This is a genomic window from Rhodococcus sp. EPR-134, assembly GCF_001647205.1.
In the GTDB taxonomy this organism is placed as follows: domain Bacteria; phylum Actinomycetota; class Actinomycetes; order Mycobacteriales; family Mycobacteriaceae; genus Rhodococcus_F; species Rhodococcus_F qingshengii.
Genome location: NZ_LVCT01000151.1, coordinates 1 through 15,783 on the forward strand (window position 1 = coordinate 1; position 15,783 = coordinate 15,783).

Below are 15,783 nucleotides of genomic sequence, written 5' to 3' on the forward strand. Positions count from 1 at the left end.
GTCGCGATACCCATGATGAACATCGTGAGGGCAAGCGTTTTCTTGCGCCCGATGCGATCGCCGATGTGACCGAACACCACTCCGCCGATGGGGCGAACGAGAAAGCCGACCGCGAAGGTCGCAAAAGAAAGCATGGTCCCGACAAAGGAACTCTGGTTGGGGAAGAACAGTTGGTTGAAGACGAGGCTCGCGGCCGTCGCATAGAGGAAGAAGTCGTACCACTCGACCGTCGTGCCGAGCAGGCTCGCGGCGACGACGGTTCTCAGTCTGGATCGCCGCTCGTCGTCGGTCTCGTTCGAGAACGGTGAATTGTGCTCGACTTCGGCAAACGTGGTCATCGGAGCCCCCGGGTCGCGGTGCAAATTCACGAAGGTATCGCCGGAGCCGAAAGTGGGCACCCGTAGCGATCAGGGTGATTTCAACCCTGTTCTTCGAGGTGGACTGTGGTTGTAATGACAGAAGAGTTCTGCCTGTTCGTCGACGAAAGGAATCACCGTGTCACTGCGCTTCCACTGGTTCTTGCCTACTTACGGTGATTCCCGGAATCTGATGGCGGGTGGGCACGGCAGCTCGATGTCCGGTGATCGTCCGGCGACGCTGAAATACCTCAATCAGATCGGCGCGGCCGCCGAGACGAACGGCTTCGAGGCCGTCCTCACGCCGACCGGCGCGTGGTGCGAAGACGCATGGCTGACGACAGCGATGATGCTCGAGACCCCCGAGACGCTCAAGTTTCTGGTTGCTCTGCGACCGGGATTGCTCAGCCCGACGCTGGCCGCCCAGATGGCCGCAACCTTCCAATGGCAGTCGGGCGGTCGTCTGCTGCTCAACGTCGTGACCGGCGGGGAGGACCACGAGCAGCGCACGTTCGGTGACTTCCTCGACAAGAACCAACGGTACGCACGATGCGGCGAGTTCCTCGACGTGATCCGCCAGTTGTGGTCCGGTAACGGTCCGGTTGATTTCCCCGGCGAGTACGTCAACGTGGAAAAGGCTACGCTGCAGCGTATTCCGGATCCGGTACCGCCCATCTTCTTCGGCGGATCGTCGCCGGCGGCCGGAACCGTCGCATCGCGTTACGCGGATACGTATCTCACGTGGGGTGAGACGCCGTCCGCTGTTGCCGCCAAGATCGCCTGGATCCGCGACCTCGCGGAAGTCCAAGGTCGTCACCTCGACTACGGAATCCGTCTGCATGTCATCAGCCGGGACACCTCGGAACAGGCATGGGCAGAAGCGGATCGGCTGCTCAGTGCGCTCGATCCGGCGACCGTCGAGCAGGCTCAGGCGAGTCTTGCGCGATCCGGCTCCGAAGGTCAGCGTCGAATGCTCGAATTGCACGGCGGCGGTTCGGCTTACAAGGAGGGCGTCGGAGCGAGGTCGCTGGAGATTGCGCCGAACCTGTGGACCGGCGTCGGATTGGTGCGAGGGGGTGCAGGCACCGCATTGGTAGGTTCGCACCAAGAAGTGGCTGATCGGATTGCCGAGTACGCGGCGATCGGCCTGGATCACTTTGTATTGTCGGGCTATCCCCATCTCGAAGAGGCGTATCAGTTCGGTGAGGGTGTGCGTCCGATCCTCGAAAAGCGTGGATTGGTAGCACCGCACGGTTCGGTCGGCGGACCGGTGCGAACGCCCTTCGTCTCCAGTGGGAACTGAGTCGAAAAGCAAGCTCTTCGAGAAGGGGACGTTTGTCCCGATCTTTCGGGCACGGCCTCCCTCCGGGACTATTCACGCAATTCGGTCAGTAGATCCGTTCTAGGCTGCGCACTGTTGCCGAACTCAAGGCGCAGAACGAAAGGATCCTCGATGAAGCTGGGCACGAGTGGAGTCCGTCGCGTCGTGGGAACCGTGGCAGTCGCCGCTGCAACCGCGGCAGGCGTCGCGATGGTCAATCCTGCAACTGCGTCGGCCGAGGTGGTCCCGCCGGTCGTCTCGTACAAGGTGACCGGAAACGATCTGGCACTGACGATCACGAACAACAACACGGGCATTGCCCCGTTGTGCCAGGCGTTTGTCGTCAACGCCGCGGATTCTGCTGCCGTGCTTGATGATCCGCTCAAGCTGCTCGATCCGAACCTTGTGGTGTACCCCAAGATCACCGACCCGTCCTCACTGTTCGCTGTCGGTAAGGGGCAGACGGTCACCAACACCGTGACCGATGTTCCGGACGGAACCTACGCCGTGCTCGGTGCCTGCTCCGATCTTCTCGATCTGGAGACGTTGGGTAAGCCTGTTCCTGGCGTGCCGAGCCTCGTTGTCATCGGTGGACCGTTCAGCGGCATCAATACCGGAAGCCTGAGCGACCTGTTCGGCAGCGGCAGCCTCGAAGGACTTTTCGGGTAGCTCACCGTCTGTCTCCCCAATTTTCCGACTGAGCGGTCTATTTTTCAGGCATCTGGTGATCTGACCGACTTGCCTGGAGGTTCGGAAATGCGAAGTCGTGGATTCAAACGCGCTCTGGGAAGCATTGTCGCGGCGTCGGCCGCCGTCGTGGGACTTGTTGTCATGACTCCGGCGACGGCGTCGGCAGCACCGGCGATTCTCCCGCCTCCGATGTCGGTGAGCGCAGCGGACAATGCGATCACCTTCACCATCACCAACCCGAACCCGCGGTTCAGCTTCATCAACTGCACAGTGGCGATCCTCAACGCCAGAGATGTCCCCGACGTGATTCGTGATCCGGCAAAGCTGCTCCAGCCCGGCGTGTTGGTGTATCCGACCGTCAGCAACATCCTCGATCTGTTTGCTGTTTCGCCTGGGCAGACGATCACGCGGACCGTCGGCAATCTGCCGGCCGGGGTGTACGCCGTTGCGGGAGCGTGCGTTCGACTGCTCGATCCGACCAACCCCACTATCGCGATTCCGCAGGCCGTTGTGGTCGGCGGCTGGTTCGAGGGCGCCGGAACCGGAAGTCTCTCAGGTTCTTTGGAGGACCTGGGATATAACACGGTCCAGGACTTGATCGACGCGTGGAATCGAATCAGCTCGGGAAGCAGCGGCGGCAGCTTCCAGTTCGACTACCAAGGTGGCTCGGATTTCGAGGTAGTGGGTCCCACGTCGTAGTCGGTCCGGCTCACTTGCGCGCGCGGTGGCGTCGCACCGCGTCGCGATTCGCACACGTGGGGGAGCAGTACCGCTGATTGCCGTTGCGTGAGGTGTCCGCATAGATGTTGGTGCACTCGTCCAGGGTGCACCGACCTAATCTGTGCATTCCGCGGCCGACGAGGTGCAGCGCCGTGCCTACCGAGAAGAGGGCTTTGAGGACCTCGGCGAGCGACTGTTGCGGATCGCGGTAGTGCAGATGCCACCCGTCGTTTGCGTGGTTGGTCATGCGCGGATACGCCGACGCTTGCTCGAGCATGACGTTCACCAACTCGGCGCGGGCTGCCTCCTCCGTGACGTCGACGATTTTCGACCACTCGATCAGAAGGTCGAGGGTCTCGTCGAGGTCCTTCTCGGCGATGGGGAAATCGAGAATGATGCCTGCATCGACGCAGCGTTCGACGAGTTCGGCCAAGGTCTCGGGATTTCGATTGGCCAGGTCGGCGGCCAGCGTCACCGCATATTCGCCGTAAGGGTTGAGATGCACAATGCCATTACATCATGCTCGTCGTATGAAGAAAACAGATTTCGCGCCGATAAGTTGCATCCACCGCTGGGAGATCGAATCTCGGCATCGGACCAGCGAGGGGACGGTCACCTACCTGCGCTGCCATTGCGGGTCGTGGCAGACCTTGCTCGCCGAATGGGTGTCGGGCGGTGCGGGCTCGGCCGTCGCTGCGCCGATCAAGGTCAGGTCCAGGTAATGGTCAGCTAATCGCTCCGTTTTGCCTCGGGTGACATGGAACGTGTTCTAGATTCAGGGTTGTATGCCTCGGTATCGCGGCGCAGACTCTGAAAGGGAAGACGATGCAGTTCAACCTCGCTGATGTATTCGAAACCGTCGCCAGCTCGGTGCCTGATCGCGTCGCCTTGACTTACGAGGGAGAGAACTTCTCCTACGCTGAGCTGGACGCGGAAGCCAACCGAACGGCCAACCTGCTCGCGCAAGCCGGCATCTCGCGCGGCGATCATGTAGCCCTGTTCCTGAAGAACAGCGTCGAACATGTCACGTCGATCCTCGGGTTGATCAAGATCCGTGCGGTCCCGATCAATGTGAACTACCGGTACACGCCCGCCGAGCTGGAGTACATCTTCACCAACTCCGACTCGGTCGCAGTGGTCGTGGAACTCCCCGAGCATCAGCGTGTCCTTGCTTCCCTTTTCGGTGCATGCCCGAAGGTGAAGACGGTGATCGTGATCGGCGAGGTCGAGGCCGAACTGGTCGCTGCCGCGAAAGCGCATGAAGTGTCGGTGGTTTCCTTCGACGACGCTCGCGAGATGTCACCGGTAGGGGAGTTCGATTCTCGTTCGGGCGACGACGTGTACCTGCTCTACACCGGCGGGACGACCGGATACCCGAAGGGTGTCATGTGGCGTCACGACGACTTCTTCCGTAAGCCGCTCTCCGGCGGAAATCCGTACGGCGAGGAAGCTCGACAGGACCTCGCCGAGATAGCCAGCGCTGCAAAGGAATTTCCGGAACTCTCGTTCCTCATTGCCGCCCCCCTCATGCACGGCGCAGCGTTGTATTCGCTGTTCACCTTCCTCACCCTCGGTGCCCGCGTGGTTCTACGACGAGAATTCGTTGCGGAGAAGGTCGTCGAAGCGATCGAGAAGGATTCGGTACAGGTGATCCTGATCGTCGGTGACGGCATGGGACTGCCGTTGGTCGACGAGATGGAACGACGCAAAGACGAGGTCGATTTCAGCAGTCTCTTCTCGATCACGTCAGGTGGTGCGATCTGGTCCACCAGCGTTCGAGACCGCATGCTGGCGGTGAAGCCGGACCTGCTGTTGCGGGACAACTTCGGAGCCTCGGAGTCCGGTAATGACGGCGCCTTCTCCATCGATGAGGCGGGAAATCTGCGAATGCCGCCCTCGCCGAACATGATCCTGGTCGACGAGCGGCTCGAAGAGATCCCCGCCGGCTCCGACGACGTGGGCTACATCGCGCGTATCGGAAACGTCCCGCTCGGGTACTACAAGGACGAAGAGAAGACCGCCCGCACGTTCCCGACCCGCGCTGACGGCACCCGTCTTTCGGTGCTCGGCGACATGGGCAAGGTTGAAGCGGACGGCACGATTGTCTTCCTGGGCCGCGGCTCACAGTGCATTAACACCGGCGGCGAGAAGGTTTTCGCCGAAGAGGTCGAGGCTGCCCTTCACGCGCATCCGGCAATATCGGACGCACTCGTTGTCCCCGCTCCCGACCCGCGCATGGGGCAGCAGGTCGCAGCGGTGATCGCGACCTACCCCGGATCCGACGAGTTGACTCTCGAAGCGGTTCAGGAACATTGCCGCAAGACGTTGGCCGGCTACAAGGTGCCGCGCACGATCGTGCTGGTCGATGAAGTCAAGCGAACCCCGGCCGGTAAGGCGGACTACCGCTGGGCGACGACACTGGCGTCGTCCTAGCAGTGTGGAGTGGGTGGCGACAACCTTTCACACGGATTTCACCACGACATAAGAGACATACCGGAAAGATGGCGCAGAGTAAGTCGTTCGCGCCTTGCGTCGTCACTCCACGAAAGGGTCTCAGCTCATGCTCATCATCGGAATACTTCTGTTCGGAATCGTCATCGGAGCGGGAGCCCAGTTGATTCTGGGGCAAAGGGCCGCACGAGTGGATTGGACCTTCGCGTTCATCGCGGGAATCGGTGGTTCGCTGGTGGGCGGACTGCTTGTGAGTTTGATTGCGGGCGATGGAATATCATTGCGTCCCAGCGGCATCCTCGGGTCCCTTGCCGGCGCTGTCATCATCACCGCGGGGTGGCAGTGGTACCGCGGGAGGAACGCAACTACAACTACGCGTCCGTCTGATCGCTGATTTCCACAGTTCCGTCAGGGGACGGAGAGCGTCGACATATGACCGAACTACTCGATGAAGTCCTCACCGCACATGGCGGAGTCGAACGTTGGCAGTCTGTTTCAGCGATCACGGCACGGGGACGTTTGGGCGGTCTGCTGCCTCAGCGCTTCCCCGGCAACAAGCTGGCGAAGTTCACGGTCGAGGTTGAAGTCGCCGAGCAACGCACTGTCCTCCAAGACTTTCCGCGTGTCGGCGAGTGCGCTGTGTTCGACAAGGGCGTCGTGCGGATCGAAACTCGTGACGGCGAAGAACTCGGGAGTCGAACCGACCCACGTCCAGAGTTTTTCGGGTTGAGTGGAGTCCGGCGCAACCTCCACTGGGACGCGCTCGACACCGCTTACTTTGCCGGCTACGCCTTTTGGAACTATCTGAACGCACCGCTGCTGCTCGCCCGCGACGACATCACTGTCACCGAAGCCGAACCTTGGCAGGAATCCGGGCAGCAATGGCGACGACTACAAGCAACGTTCGCGCCGGCGATCGATACCCATTGCCGGCAGCAGACCTTCTATGTCGACAACGGTGGCCGCATCCGCCGTCACGACTTCGTCGCCGAACCGGTAGGCAGCTGGGCGAAAGCTGCTCTCTACTGCGACCAGCATCGCGAGTTCGACGGTCTCACCTTTCCCACTCGACGACGTGTGCGCCCGAGAGGCCCAGGCGGCCGCGTTCCCTCGCGGCCGACGCTCCTGGCGCTCGACTTCGACGACATCGAGATCAAGCGATGAACATCAGTTACTGGTTACCGGTTGTCGAGTGTGAACAAACGGAACACGGTCCGCATGCACAGAACGACGCCGACGAAGCCCAGTACCGCACTCGCGAGTGCATAGCCCGACAGCTGAGGTGTGAGTTGTGGTCCGCCAGGTACGAACAGAAGGATCGCCGCGACAATCAGCGCGGTCACCCCCGCCGCCATACCCAGGGCGTTGTTCGCCGACCGTCGTAGCCATCGCCTGTCGTCGGGGTGTGCGACCGAGCGAGTGCGAAGTGTGAAGCTTCCCGAGGCAATCGAGGTCGCGATCTGATCGAGCTGACCAGGCAGGCGCCGGACCACCGCGGTTGTGACCGCCGTCGTCGACAGGATTGCCTGTGCGGCTGCAGTCGGGCTGGCGACATGGGTCAACAGTCGGGGTACTTCGGCCCGAACAGCAGCGACGAGGTCGATCTGCGGATCCAGGAGCCGCAGGACGCGAGCGAACGGAAAGCGGCGGCGACGTCTCCCGGCACTCCGATTCGGTGTTCGCGAAGCACAGTGAACATTCGCGCGAACGATGCCATGGAAACATTGGGTTGGACACTGAGCAGGGTGATCTCTCGGCCCACCTGGTGACGTAGTGCTCCGCGATCAACTTCGGGCGGCACGTCGAATGCCATCAGCATCGCGTCGACTGTCGCCACCGGATCACCTGCGAGGGCAGCGTTGAGGAGCACGGCGAACAAGATCCGTGTCTCGCCGTCCAGAACCCCTACTGCGCCGAAGTCGAGGAGCCCGACCCGGCCGTCATCGAGGATCATGATGTTGCCGGGGTGCAGGTCCGCGTGAAACACGCCGTGGACAAAGATCCCGTCGAGCAACGACGCAAGAAGTTCGTTGGCGATGCTGCTGCGGGTGTCGCGGTCGAGGCCGGTGAGCGCCGACTCACCGTCGGAGAGCGGTGTGCCGTGAAGACGTTCCATCACGAGCACCCGTCCGCTACTGAGGTTGGGGTAGATGTGCGGAACGACGATATCCGGGCGGTTCGACATGGTGGAAGCAATCGCGCCGGTATTCGCTGCTTCGGTGCGGTAGTCGAGTTCCTCGAGCAGTGACGTGACGAGGCCCCCGGCGAGTCGGTGAACGCCGATATCGCGTGCCCAGGGAAAACGGGTCTCCGCGAGCGCCGAAACGCGAAGGAAGATATCGCAATCCACGCTCACTTGTGCGCTCGCCTCGGGGCGTTGAACCTTCACCACAACGTCGACGCCTTCAACGGTGCGCGCGGAATGTACCTGTGCGACAGAGGCGGCGGCGAACGGCTCCACATCGAACCATGCGAACACCGACTCTGGTGCGTCGCCGAGTTCCGATGCCAGTAGCTCCCCAATGCGGACTGGATCAGCCGGTCGTGCCGAACTTTGCAGAGACGAGAGAGTGCGAGCCAACTCGGGTGGTATGAGGTCGTCTCGCGTGCCGAGGATCTGTCCCAGCTTGACGAAAGTGACACCGCACCGGTTGATTACTTCCACCAGCGCGTCCCCGAACTGAGGCGCTGATGGCCCAGCACGGAGAGCGGGCCCGCCTCCCGCTCGCACGACGATGCCCATGATCTGGACGTATCGCTTGGTTCGTCGCCACGATTTGCGGCTGCGCTGCAATGCTTCTGGCGGTCCGGGGATGGACCCTGTTGGAAGGACAACTTCGAGGAAAACCAATGCGGCCAGGCATGCTGCGAACACCCAGAGCGCGACAACTCCGAAGAATATGAGCGCTGTTCCTACGCTCACCAGAAGTTGATCGTCCTGGCTGGCAATTCCTGCGAATGTCGCGGCGTAGCCCGAGAGTGGGACACCCACCGAGAGCGCTATCACCGCGATCACAAGTGTCCGTGGCCAACCGACCCTCGTCCCCAGCGTTCGTCGCATCACGCCCGCCAGTGCTGCTGCAAGAAATGGCGTCGTGACGATCCAGACCATCAAGTCCATTGCGATAGCGTACGGGTTTGCAATCTGCGATTCATCCAGGAAAACCCTGAGCCCACCCCGACTGACGGGTAACAAAGTCCGACAGTGCCCAAGCGTCGAACGTGCTCGGGCACTTTGGAGTTCATTCGCTCCGATGTCGACCCGTCCTGATCGAACGTCCAAAAAGAAGATAGTGCACCGCAGCAAAGAAACAATCACAGCGCACGGTGCGCTCAACCCTCGATCGCAGTGGATTATCGTCGAGGAGTTGCGCGATCGGCAGCCCTGAAATCGAACCAGTCGGGCGACCGTTGCGGTACACGATGCGGTTTCGCTGGTACCGTCGATGTCATGACTCTGCAGAAAGGCGCATGAGCGCCCACCTCCGGCGTAGGTTCCTGCGCCCTCGATATGTCTTCTTCGCCGCTGCTCACCTGTGGGTGGTCGACGAGCGTCAACCCGTTGCGGCACTGATTGATCCGCACACAGAATCGTTGGCGGGGTTGGTGGCGTGGACCGATCTTCCTCCGACCCCTCCGGGATTCGGCCCAGCACAGATCTCTGCCGACGAGTCCGGTTTGTGGATACAGAATCACCGCGACGGCCCTTTGGTTCACGTCGGTACCGACGGCATCGACCGGTCCGAATACACCGAAGGGCACCATCTGATCGGCGCGGGACGCGCCGGCGCCTGGTGTATGACGACTACACGCAGGCACAACGACATCTCACCCTCGCCGGATATTCCGCCACGGACGCTGAGGCGCAAACCGGCGCTGCTGGTGAGCAAGCCGGGTGGTGGGATGCGTCTGGTCGAAGTGGATGCCGCGGCGATCGTGTCGGCCGAGTTCGACGAATCCTCGCTCTATCTCGGTGTCGAGCACGATCCGTGGGAACGGGTGCCGCGCGTGGACGGCACGGGAGGAAAGCGGGCCGGGTTCGAGTTGCGTTACAGCTCATCGGTATTGCAGATACCTCTGCATGATCCGGCCCCGCTGCGCATCGACCGCAACACCTACCTGTGCGCGGAAAATCGGCAGGTCGGGTACGCCAGCGAGTATGCGGATGTGTCGTACAACGAAAACCATCGCCGCAAGCGCGCATTCGATGGCAACGTGCGCTGGTACTGGGGCAAAGACCCCATTGCGCGTGGCGCCACAACTGTACGGGCCTACCGTGGTGAGGTTCCGTCGCCGGTGACGACTTTGATGCTGCCCGGGATGGATGTCGCCCACGGGGTCGCAGGGGCCAGGAGGCTGTGGTTGGTCGCGAGGACCGCTACCCGTCCTGCCGGCGGTCGGTCGGTACTTTCCACCGGGGTCGATGGCGGCATCCATTCGCTGATCACCGGCGGCATCGACATCACCGATCGGTGCTGGCCTGTCGGGCCTGAGCCACTCGATCATCACGGGTACGTGCAGTACTGCCTGCGCGGTCTCGACCGAATACGGTTCTCGGACAAAGTCGATCAGGTGAGCGCCACGTACGTCGGCCACTGGCCGAGCGGCCGGATCCATGTCCGATTCCGGCATCGTGACTACCCGGGACTGATGTTGACAGCTCGGCTGAATCTGTACGACGAGCTTGGTGTTCGTCTCGACAATCTCCTGTCCTACGCCTCGGCAGAGTTGAGGGAACAAGCCGACACCCGCGCCTACCCCGCGGCTTCCGAAGCGATCGCGGGAGTCCTGCATGTCTGAGCTGAGCGGCGCAGGCGATCGGGCCGGAAAGCTCACCGAAACCAGTGGGAGGCGCGTTGACCTAGGCCGCAGACGACCGATACCCGAATGCATAACGGAGGCAGTGATGACCGAATGGGTGCAGATGTTGGTGACCTTGGCCGACGGACCGCGGCAACCGGTCCACGGGGTCGTGGTCCCGTACCGCAATTCCGACGAACCGTTTCACTATTACTTCGGCAGCTACGGTGAAGAACCTGTGTTTCTTCCCGTTCGCCTCCCCGGCGTGCATCTGTATCGGTGGGGGCGCCGATCGAGGATCGAGTCACTCGACGGGCAGGTGATGTTCGTCAGCGACGGCACCACCGCTTGGGACTTCACCGCCGACCCAGACCAACCGCGCTGCACCGAACTCCATCACGTGCACTCGCCCGGCGCGGGCCGATACCTTGCGATCACCCCGCGCGTTGAGCATTGGGTCGGCAACGATCATTCACGCCCGACAGGGCCGGTGACAGACGTCGAGTTCCTCGGCCGTCGATGCTGGTCGGTGGATCTCGCCCCACGCGAGAGCCGGAATCTGCCGAAGCCGTCGCTGCGGCTTGTCGTCGACGCCGAAACCGGTGCGGTACTTGCCCAACACTCCGGCGACGGTATCGACGGCGCCGCATACACCGACCTCAGAGTGGGGGAGCACCTCGAACTCTCCCTGTTCACCTGGGACGGTCCGGTCACCACCGATGCAGAATCGAGGAGCCTCACCGGTCGCGGCGGGCCACCAGTAACGCCGGCGCAGGAGTCGATGAGCTGGTTTCATGAGGAGATCGCCGCCGAACCCATCAGGGTGCCCATGCTGACGGACCTGACCCCACGCTTCGTTCACTCGATCGAACCCGAAACCGGCGCATTCGCCGCAGAACTCGGTGATAAAGCGGGATGGATCGCCCGGAGGCCACGATCGAACCAGCCGTGGAAAACCAAGACTTACGGATATCAGATCGCCTGGTCTACAGAAGATTTCGACTGGGTCTGCCAGATTCACCACGGAACACTCGACACCGCCGGGATCGAGTCCCTACAGCAGCAACTACACCCCGGCCTATCGGTAGTGGGCACGCCTGAACTTGTATTCGGCGGTTCGAACGGCGACTGAGACTGAGGGCGATAGGCACTCTTCAAGGAGAACGGGCATCTGGCAGCGTCATCGAACATGGCCGGAAACTTGCTGCACTGCCCACCGCGGCGACGAACGCACCTCCGCCGGTCCCGGTGTTCGACAACGATTCGGTGTGGATCGGCCCTGATTCAGTGTGAATTGTGATGGTGCCGAACGGTATACCCTTGATCGCTGCCCGAACGATTGCCGATTCACCATTGGTGGTCAACTTGCAGCCAATCTGCGCGCACTGTTTGTCAGCGGTTGCCGCCAGTGACAGTTCGATTGCGGGTGCCGCATCTGAGCTTTGCGAAGTCTCGACTGCCGCCAAAAATGCCGGGGACAGCGACCCCAGCTTGGTCGAGCCGATCGCCGGGTGGGCGTAAACCCAGCCACTTTTCGACCACTGCGTGTGGCTCTGCCGCCGGTTTCCCTCTCGTTCCCCGATGTTGCCTGACTGGCGAGACAATGAGAGCCTATACGTACTTGGGGGAGTCGGATCCAGGAGTATCGTATGCAGATCCACGCTTTGCTTCCGGCCATGATCCCGCCGGACGATGGCCGTTTCGTCGAACTATCCGATGTCCACGTGCGCGCTTCTGCTGCAATGAGAGTCCTGCGTGATTCGATTCCATGGGATGGATACGCATTGACGGCATGGGATGCGGGTTCAGGAAGTCATAGGCACGTCACGTTGGCGAGCGAAGGCTATACGCGGGAGCTCGACGAACATATGAACGATGCGTTCGTCGATGGGAATCCGGGCTTTCATTTGTTGCATACCCAGGTTCCGCACGCCCTTCGTTGGCTGGACTTGCAGAGGGATTGGCACATTCCGTTCGCGCAGACTCAGTCAGCCGAGGGATTCTTGATTCCCGCTGGGTTCAAGGAGGGGGCGACCATGTGTCTGAGGTTGCCTGGTGGGCGATATACCGGTGCTCTGCACGTGAGTTGGGCGCGCCCCAAAGACGCCAGTAACGAGGCACTTCGCGTGATCGAGAGGTTCCGTCCTGTACTCGCTGACGTCTGTGATCTCTTCCGGAGCGCTCATGGTTCCGTGCAACGGGCTGGGGTGGCAGCGCACGCCGCCATAGTCACCGATACAGGCGCAATTTCGGAGCTGCCCGGTCATACGGCGGGTCCGGTTCTTGGAGAGTCTGCGCGCAGGTGGTTGGCGTCAGCGATCCGGGATTGGGCTGGCCGACCTGCGCAGTACTTGTGGGCCGAGTCGGATGGTTCGTGCCATCGGATCGAGTTGTCGGCGGGTCCCGGAACGTCCCTCGTGGTTGTTGAACGTCGGATTCCGTGGCCGTTCGGGTTGAGCTGCCGGGAAGTGCAGATTCTTCACTGGGTCACCCGAGGCTATTCCAATCCCCAGATCGCGAAGAAGCTGTTCATCAGTCCTAGAACCGTTTCGACCCACGTCGAGCATCTTCTCGTCAAACTTGGGAGCCAATCTCGGGTGCAGCTCGCCGCGCTTGCTGTGGAAGCAGGACTGTTGCTCGCGAGCGAGATGTGAGGACCCGGAGTGCAACCGTCGGGCAGGGTGACCGCAACGACCAGCGAGTCGGGGTAGCCGGAACGGGCGTAAACCAAAGCCCTACGGTAGCGCCAAAGGCGTTGTGAGGGAAGATGTATCTCCGTTGATGATGCAGCAGCCGCATCTTTAGTGGCGGATTCTCGCCCGTTCAGTTCCGGTTATGAAATTCTCGATGCCCCAGTACATTTCGCCCGTTCGGTTTGTTGTGTCCGCATGCGATGTCCGACCGGAGGTATGCGGAAAATACGTCAACTGACCGATGGTCGAGGAATGTGATTGTTCATACGCTTTTCATCTGGCTATACGCCGCCCAGCCGGCCCTGTTGACGGCCTGCAGAGACGAAAAGAGTACCAATGAAACGCACTGGCTTATTCAGTCGTTCCCCAGCGAGGAACATCGCCTTCGGCGCACTATTCGCGCTGATCAATATGATCGCGCTCTGGCCACCTTTGTACATCGCAATGTCCCACCAGCACGGTCTGGTCATCGGCGTACCGATTTCGGTCTGGTACCTGATACTCGTGTCCGCAGCTGCGATCGCAGCAGTCACCGGCCTCTGGGTCACCGAGTGTCGTCAGGGAGCGGTGGACTGATGATCGTCACTTTTGGCGCCTTAGGCGTCTTCTTCGTGGTCATCGTTGTTGTCCTTCACATCTCCAAGAACCGGCAAAGCGTCGCGACGTTCAGCAACTACGCCGTCGGCGAGCGCTCGTTTTCGAGCTGGTTCGTGTCGATGGCGTACACGAATTCATGGTGGCCCGGTTCGACTTTTACCGCGGTTTTCGGTCTGACCGTTGCTAGTGGCGTGATCGGGTTGTACTTTCTCGTCTACTCCGTCCTTGGTGTTCTCGCGATGTATTTCATCGCCCGGCCAGTATGGAAGTGGGGTAAGAAGTTCGACCTGCGGACCCAGGCGGATCTACTGGACCTGCGGTACAACAGCCGCGGCCTGAAATTGATCGGAAGCGCCATCAGTGTCGTCGCCCTCGTGCCCTGGCTCGTTCTCGGGCTCATTGCAATGGGCGCGGTAGTTCAGTGGGCATCGCTGGGTAAACTCTCTGACGCCGACTCCATCCTGATCGGGATTGCAGTATTGGTCGTGCGTCAGTTCTGGACCGTCCAGATGGGTATGAGGGGTCTCATCCTCACCGATATGGTCCAGGGGATTGTTGCCTACATCGGATCGGCCATTTTGTGCCTGGGCCTGTTGTTCTTCTACTTCGGTGGCATCTCGAACATGAGCAAGCTTACCGACGCTCAACTGAGCCTGCTCGGCTTCGGATCCGATGAAGGCGGACTCTACTACTTCGGCATCGTGGCCGCCGGAATCATTGGAAGTCTTTGCTGGCCTATGATATTCACGCGAATCTACACTGCGGCCAGCGTGCGTGAAGTGAAAAAGGGCTCGCTGCAAACAATGGCAATCGGCTTCGTGTTCTGCGTTCTACTCATGTTTGTCGCGCTGTGCGCGGCGCCGATTCCTTTCGCGGCCGCCAATCCAGTATCGTCGTTCTTCGCGATCGCGCAGGACGCCGGTGGTACCTGGTTGTTGGCGATCGCGCTTGTCATAGTTTTCGCGGCGGGAATGGGTTTCGTCGACGGGGTCACCCAAGCGATCGGCACTCAAGTTGCAAACGACATCGTTGCTGTCGTTCACCCACTGCGGGACAAGCAGGAGCTCTACCTCGCCAAGGCTGCGATGGCAGTTACCGCAATGGTTGCCGCGATCATCGCGTACCGCATCTACGATTCACCCAACTTGGCCGGCGTCACGCAGTTGGCGTATCAAGCCATCATCCAACTTGCCGTACCGATCTTCGGTGGACTCATGTGGCGCAAAGGTAACAGGGACGGCGCAATCGCCGGGCTGCTCGTCGGTGCGGTAATCGCTCTGGCGCTGACGGTTCCGTACATGGACCAAGGCGGGGCAGTGCCGTGGCTTGAGGGGTTAGGTTCCGGGCTGGTCGGCCTCGTAGCCAATCTTGTCGTCTTCGTCGCGGTCAGTCTCCTTCGAGCCAGTGACCGGGAAGAGTTGGAACGAGTTGATCAGCTCTTCGAGTCGGCCCGAGAGCCGTCCCGCAGCCCCGGCCAGACAACACCCGTGCCGAGTGCCGGCCAGGTAGCGCCCGCACCTTTACCGTGACCCGATCTCGGGACTTTCCCACAAAGAAGAGGAATTGAGTTCATGAGCACGTTTGATCAAACCATCACCATCCCCCACCTCGGCGGCTCGGTCATAGGGGCCACGTTCGGGCGACCTTACAACCCCGAATTGCCGACCCTGGTCATGATCAACTCGTACACCACCTCTGCGGAGTTGTACCGCGACCAGTTCGCGGATACTGCGCTGACCGGCAGGGCCAACCTGCTGGCGCTCGAGCCGTACGGTCATGGTCGAACCCGTTCGACATACAAGCATTTTACCTACTGGGACAGCGCAGTTGCGAATCTGCAGGCGCTTGCGGCACTGGACATTCCGAACGCATTCGTCTTGGGGACTTCGCAAGGGGGGTGGATTGCCACTCGGATGGGCTTGCTGGCACCAGAGGTAGTCAAAGGCCTGATTCCGTTGGGTACCTCGCTGGACGTCGAGAGTCAACGCAGTCGTGACCTCGGGTGCTGGGACGGGCCGGGATTCTGCACCCCCTACATCGAGGCCTTCGGCGAGCCGGTCGACGACGACTGGGTTGTTCCCGATGATTTCGTCGATGCCACCTTCGACGCTGCGCTGGGAGGCTTGAGCCCGGAAGACCGAGTGAGGTGGCTCGA

At 61.2% G+C, this 15,783-nt stretch carries 17 protein-coding genes; 13 read left to right on the plus strand and 4 right to left on the minus strand.

Translation table 11 applies throughout. The annotated features are described in order from the left end of the window. On the minus strand, positions 1–338 hold a 338-nt coding region (locus A2J01_RS06655; protein WP_156519198.1), incomplete at its 3' end, for an MFS transporter. A gap of 157 nt (positions 339–495) precedes the next feature. Between A2J01_RS06655 and A2J01_RS06660 the strand changes: the two genes are divergently transcribed. The 3 genes from A2J01_RS06660 to A2J01_RS06670 all read left to right on the plus strand — a co-directional run bounded on the left by A2J01_RS06660 (position 496) and on the right by A2J01_RS06670 (position 3,066). Continuing rightward, positions 496–1,659 carry an LLM class flavin-dependent oxidoreductase gene (locus A2J01_RS06660; RefSeq protein ID WP_064112359.1) on the plus strand — a complete coding sequence of 388 codons (1,164 nt, stop codon included), beginning with the start codon at positions 496–498 and terminating at the stop codon, positions 1,657–1,659. Between the two features lie 150 nt (positions 1,660–1,809). Then, on the plus strand, positions 1,810–2,346 hold the full coding sequence (locus tag A2J01_RS06665) for a hypothetical protein (protein ID WP_007729952.1): 537 nt from the start codon (positions 1,810–1,812) through the stop codon (positions 2,344–2,346). Between the two features lie 87 nt (positions 2,347–2,433). Continuing rightward, positions 2,434–3,066 (plus strand): hypothetical protein, encoded by a 633-nt coding sequence (locus tag A2J01_RS06670; protein WP_007729953.1) that lies wholly within the window; start codon positions 2,434–2,436, stop codon positions 3,064–3,066. Positions 3,067–3,076: 10 nt separating this feature from the next. Here the strand turns inward: A2J01_RS06670 and A2J01_RS06675 are convergent, their stop codons facing one another. Continuing rightward, positions 3,077–3,592: a CGNR zinc finger domain-containing protein gene (locus A2J01_RS06675; protein ID WP_003940315.1), complete on the minus strand. Its 516-nt coding sequence runs from the start codon at positions 3,590–3,592 to the stop codon at positions 3,077–3,079. Positions 3,593–3,617: 25 nt separating this feature from the next. Here A2J01_RS06675 and A2J01_RS06680 point away from each other — a divergent pair, with 25 nt between their 5' ends. From A2J01_RS06680 to A2J01_RS06695, 4 genes are all read left to right on the plus strand, one after another. Next, positions 3,618–3,809, plus strand: a complete 192-nt coding sequence (locus tag A2J01_RS06680) for a hypothetical protein (RefSeq protein ID WP_039973125.1) — start codon at positions 3,618–3,620, stop codon at positions 3,807–3,809. Positions 3,810–3,912: 103 nt separating this feature from the next. Continuing rightward, positions 3,913–5,520 (plus strand): AMP-binding protein, encoded by a 1,608-nt coding sequence (locus A2J01_RS06685; RefSeq protein WP_064112360.1) that lies wholly within the window; start codon positions 3,913–3,915, stop codon positions 5,518–5,520. A 127-nt stretch (positions 5,521–5,647) separates the two neighbouring features. Further along, positions 5,648–5,932 carry a hypothetical protein gene (locus tag A2J01_RS06690; RefSeq protein WP_047271985.1) on the plus strand — a complete coding sequence of 95 codons (285 nt, stop codon included), beginning with the start codon at positions 5,648–5,650 and terminating at the stop codon, positions 5,930–5,932. Between the two features lie 38 nt (positions 5,933–5,970). Continuing rightward, on the plus strand, positions 5,971–6,702 hold the full coding sequence (locus A2J01_RS06695) for a hypothetical protein (RefSeq protein WP_064112361.1): 732 nt from the start codon (positions 5,971–5,973) through the stop codon (positions 6,700–6,702). Positions 6,703–6,716: 14 nt separating this feature from the next. Here the strand turns inward: A2J01_RS06695 and A2J01_RS36805 are convergent, their stop codons facing one another. Then, positions 6,717–7,100, minus strand: a complete 384-nt coding sequence (locus tag A2J01_RS36805; RefSeq protein ID WP_231915720.1) for a hypothetical protein — start codon at positions 7,098–7,100, stop codon at positions 6,717–6,719. Further along, on the minus strand, positions 7,097–8,659 hold the full coding sequence (locus A2J01_RS06700; protein ID WP_231915721.1) for an ABC1 kinase family protein: 1,563 nt from the start codon (positions 8,657–8,659) through the stop codon (positions 7,097–7,099). Before A2J01_RS06700 ends, A2J01_RS36805 begins: the two co-directional genes overlap by 4 nt. Before the next feature lie 350 nt (positions 8,660–9,009). Between A2J01_RS06700 and A2J01_RS06705 the strand changes: the two genes are divergently transcribed. The 6 genes from A2J01_RS06705 to A2J01_RS06735 form a co-directional block, all read left to right on the plus strand. Further along, positions 9,010–10,338, plus strand: a complete 1,329-nt coding sequence (locus A2J01_RS06705) for a hypothetical protein (RefSeq protein ID WP_156519199.1) — start codon at positions 9,010–9,012, stop codon at positions 10,336–10,338. A 106-nt stretch (positions 10,339–10,444) separates the two neighbouring features. Further along, entirely contained in the window at positions 10,445–11,470 is a 1,026-nt protein-coding gene (locus tag A2J01_RS06710; RefSeq protein ID WP_054827031.1) for a hypothetical protein, read from the plus strand. A gap of 517 nt (positions 11,471–11,987) precedes the next feature. After that, a complete protein-coding gene (locus A2J01_RS06720) occupies positions 11,988–12,992 on the plus strand; it encodes a helix-turn-helix transcriptional regulator (RefSeq protein ID WP_064112363.1) in 1,005 nt (334 codons plus the stop codon). Between the two features lie 375 nt (positions 12,993–13,367). Beyond that, positions 13,368–13,607, plus strand: coding sequence for a hypothetical protein (locus tag A2J01_RS36305; protein WP_047271996.1), 240 nt, complete (start codon positions 13,368–13,370; stop codon positions 13,605–13,607). Then, positions 13,607–15,157 (plus strand): sodium:solute symporter family protein, encoded by a 1,551-nt coding sequence (locus tag A2J01_RS06730; protein ID WP_064112364.1) that lies wholly within the window; start codon positions 13,607–13,609, stop codon positions 15,155–15,157. Before A2J01_RS36305 ends, A2J01_RS06730 begins: the two co-directional genes overlap by 1 nt. A 42-nt stretch (positions 15,158–15,199) precedes the next feature. Next, positions 15,200–15,783 (plus strand): alpha/beta fold hydrolase (locus A2J01_RS06735; protein ID WP_064112365.1); only part of this gene is annotated, 584 nt, incomplete at its 3' end.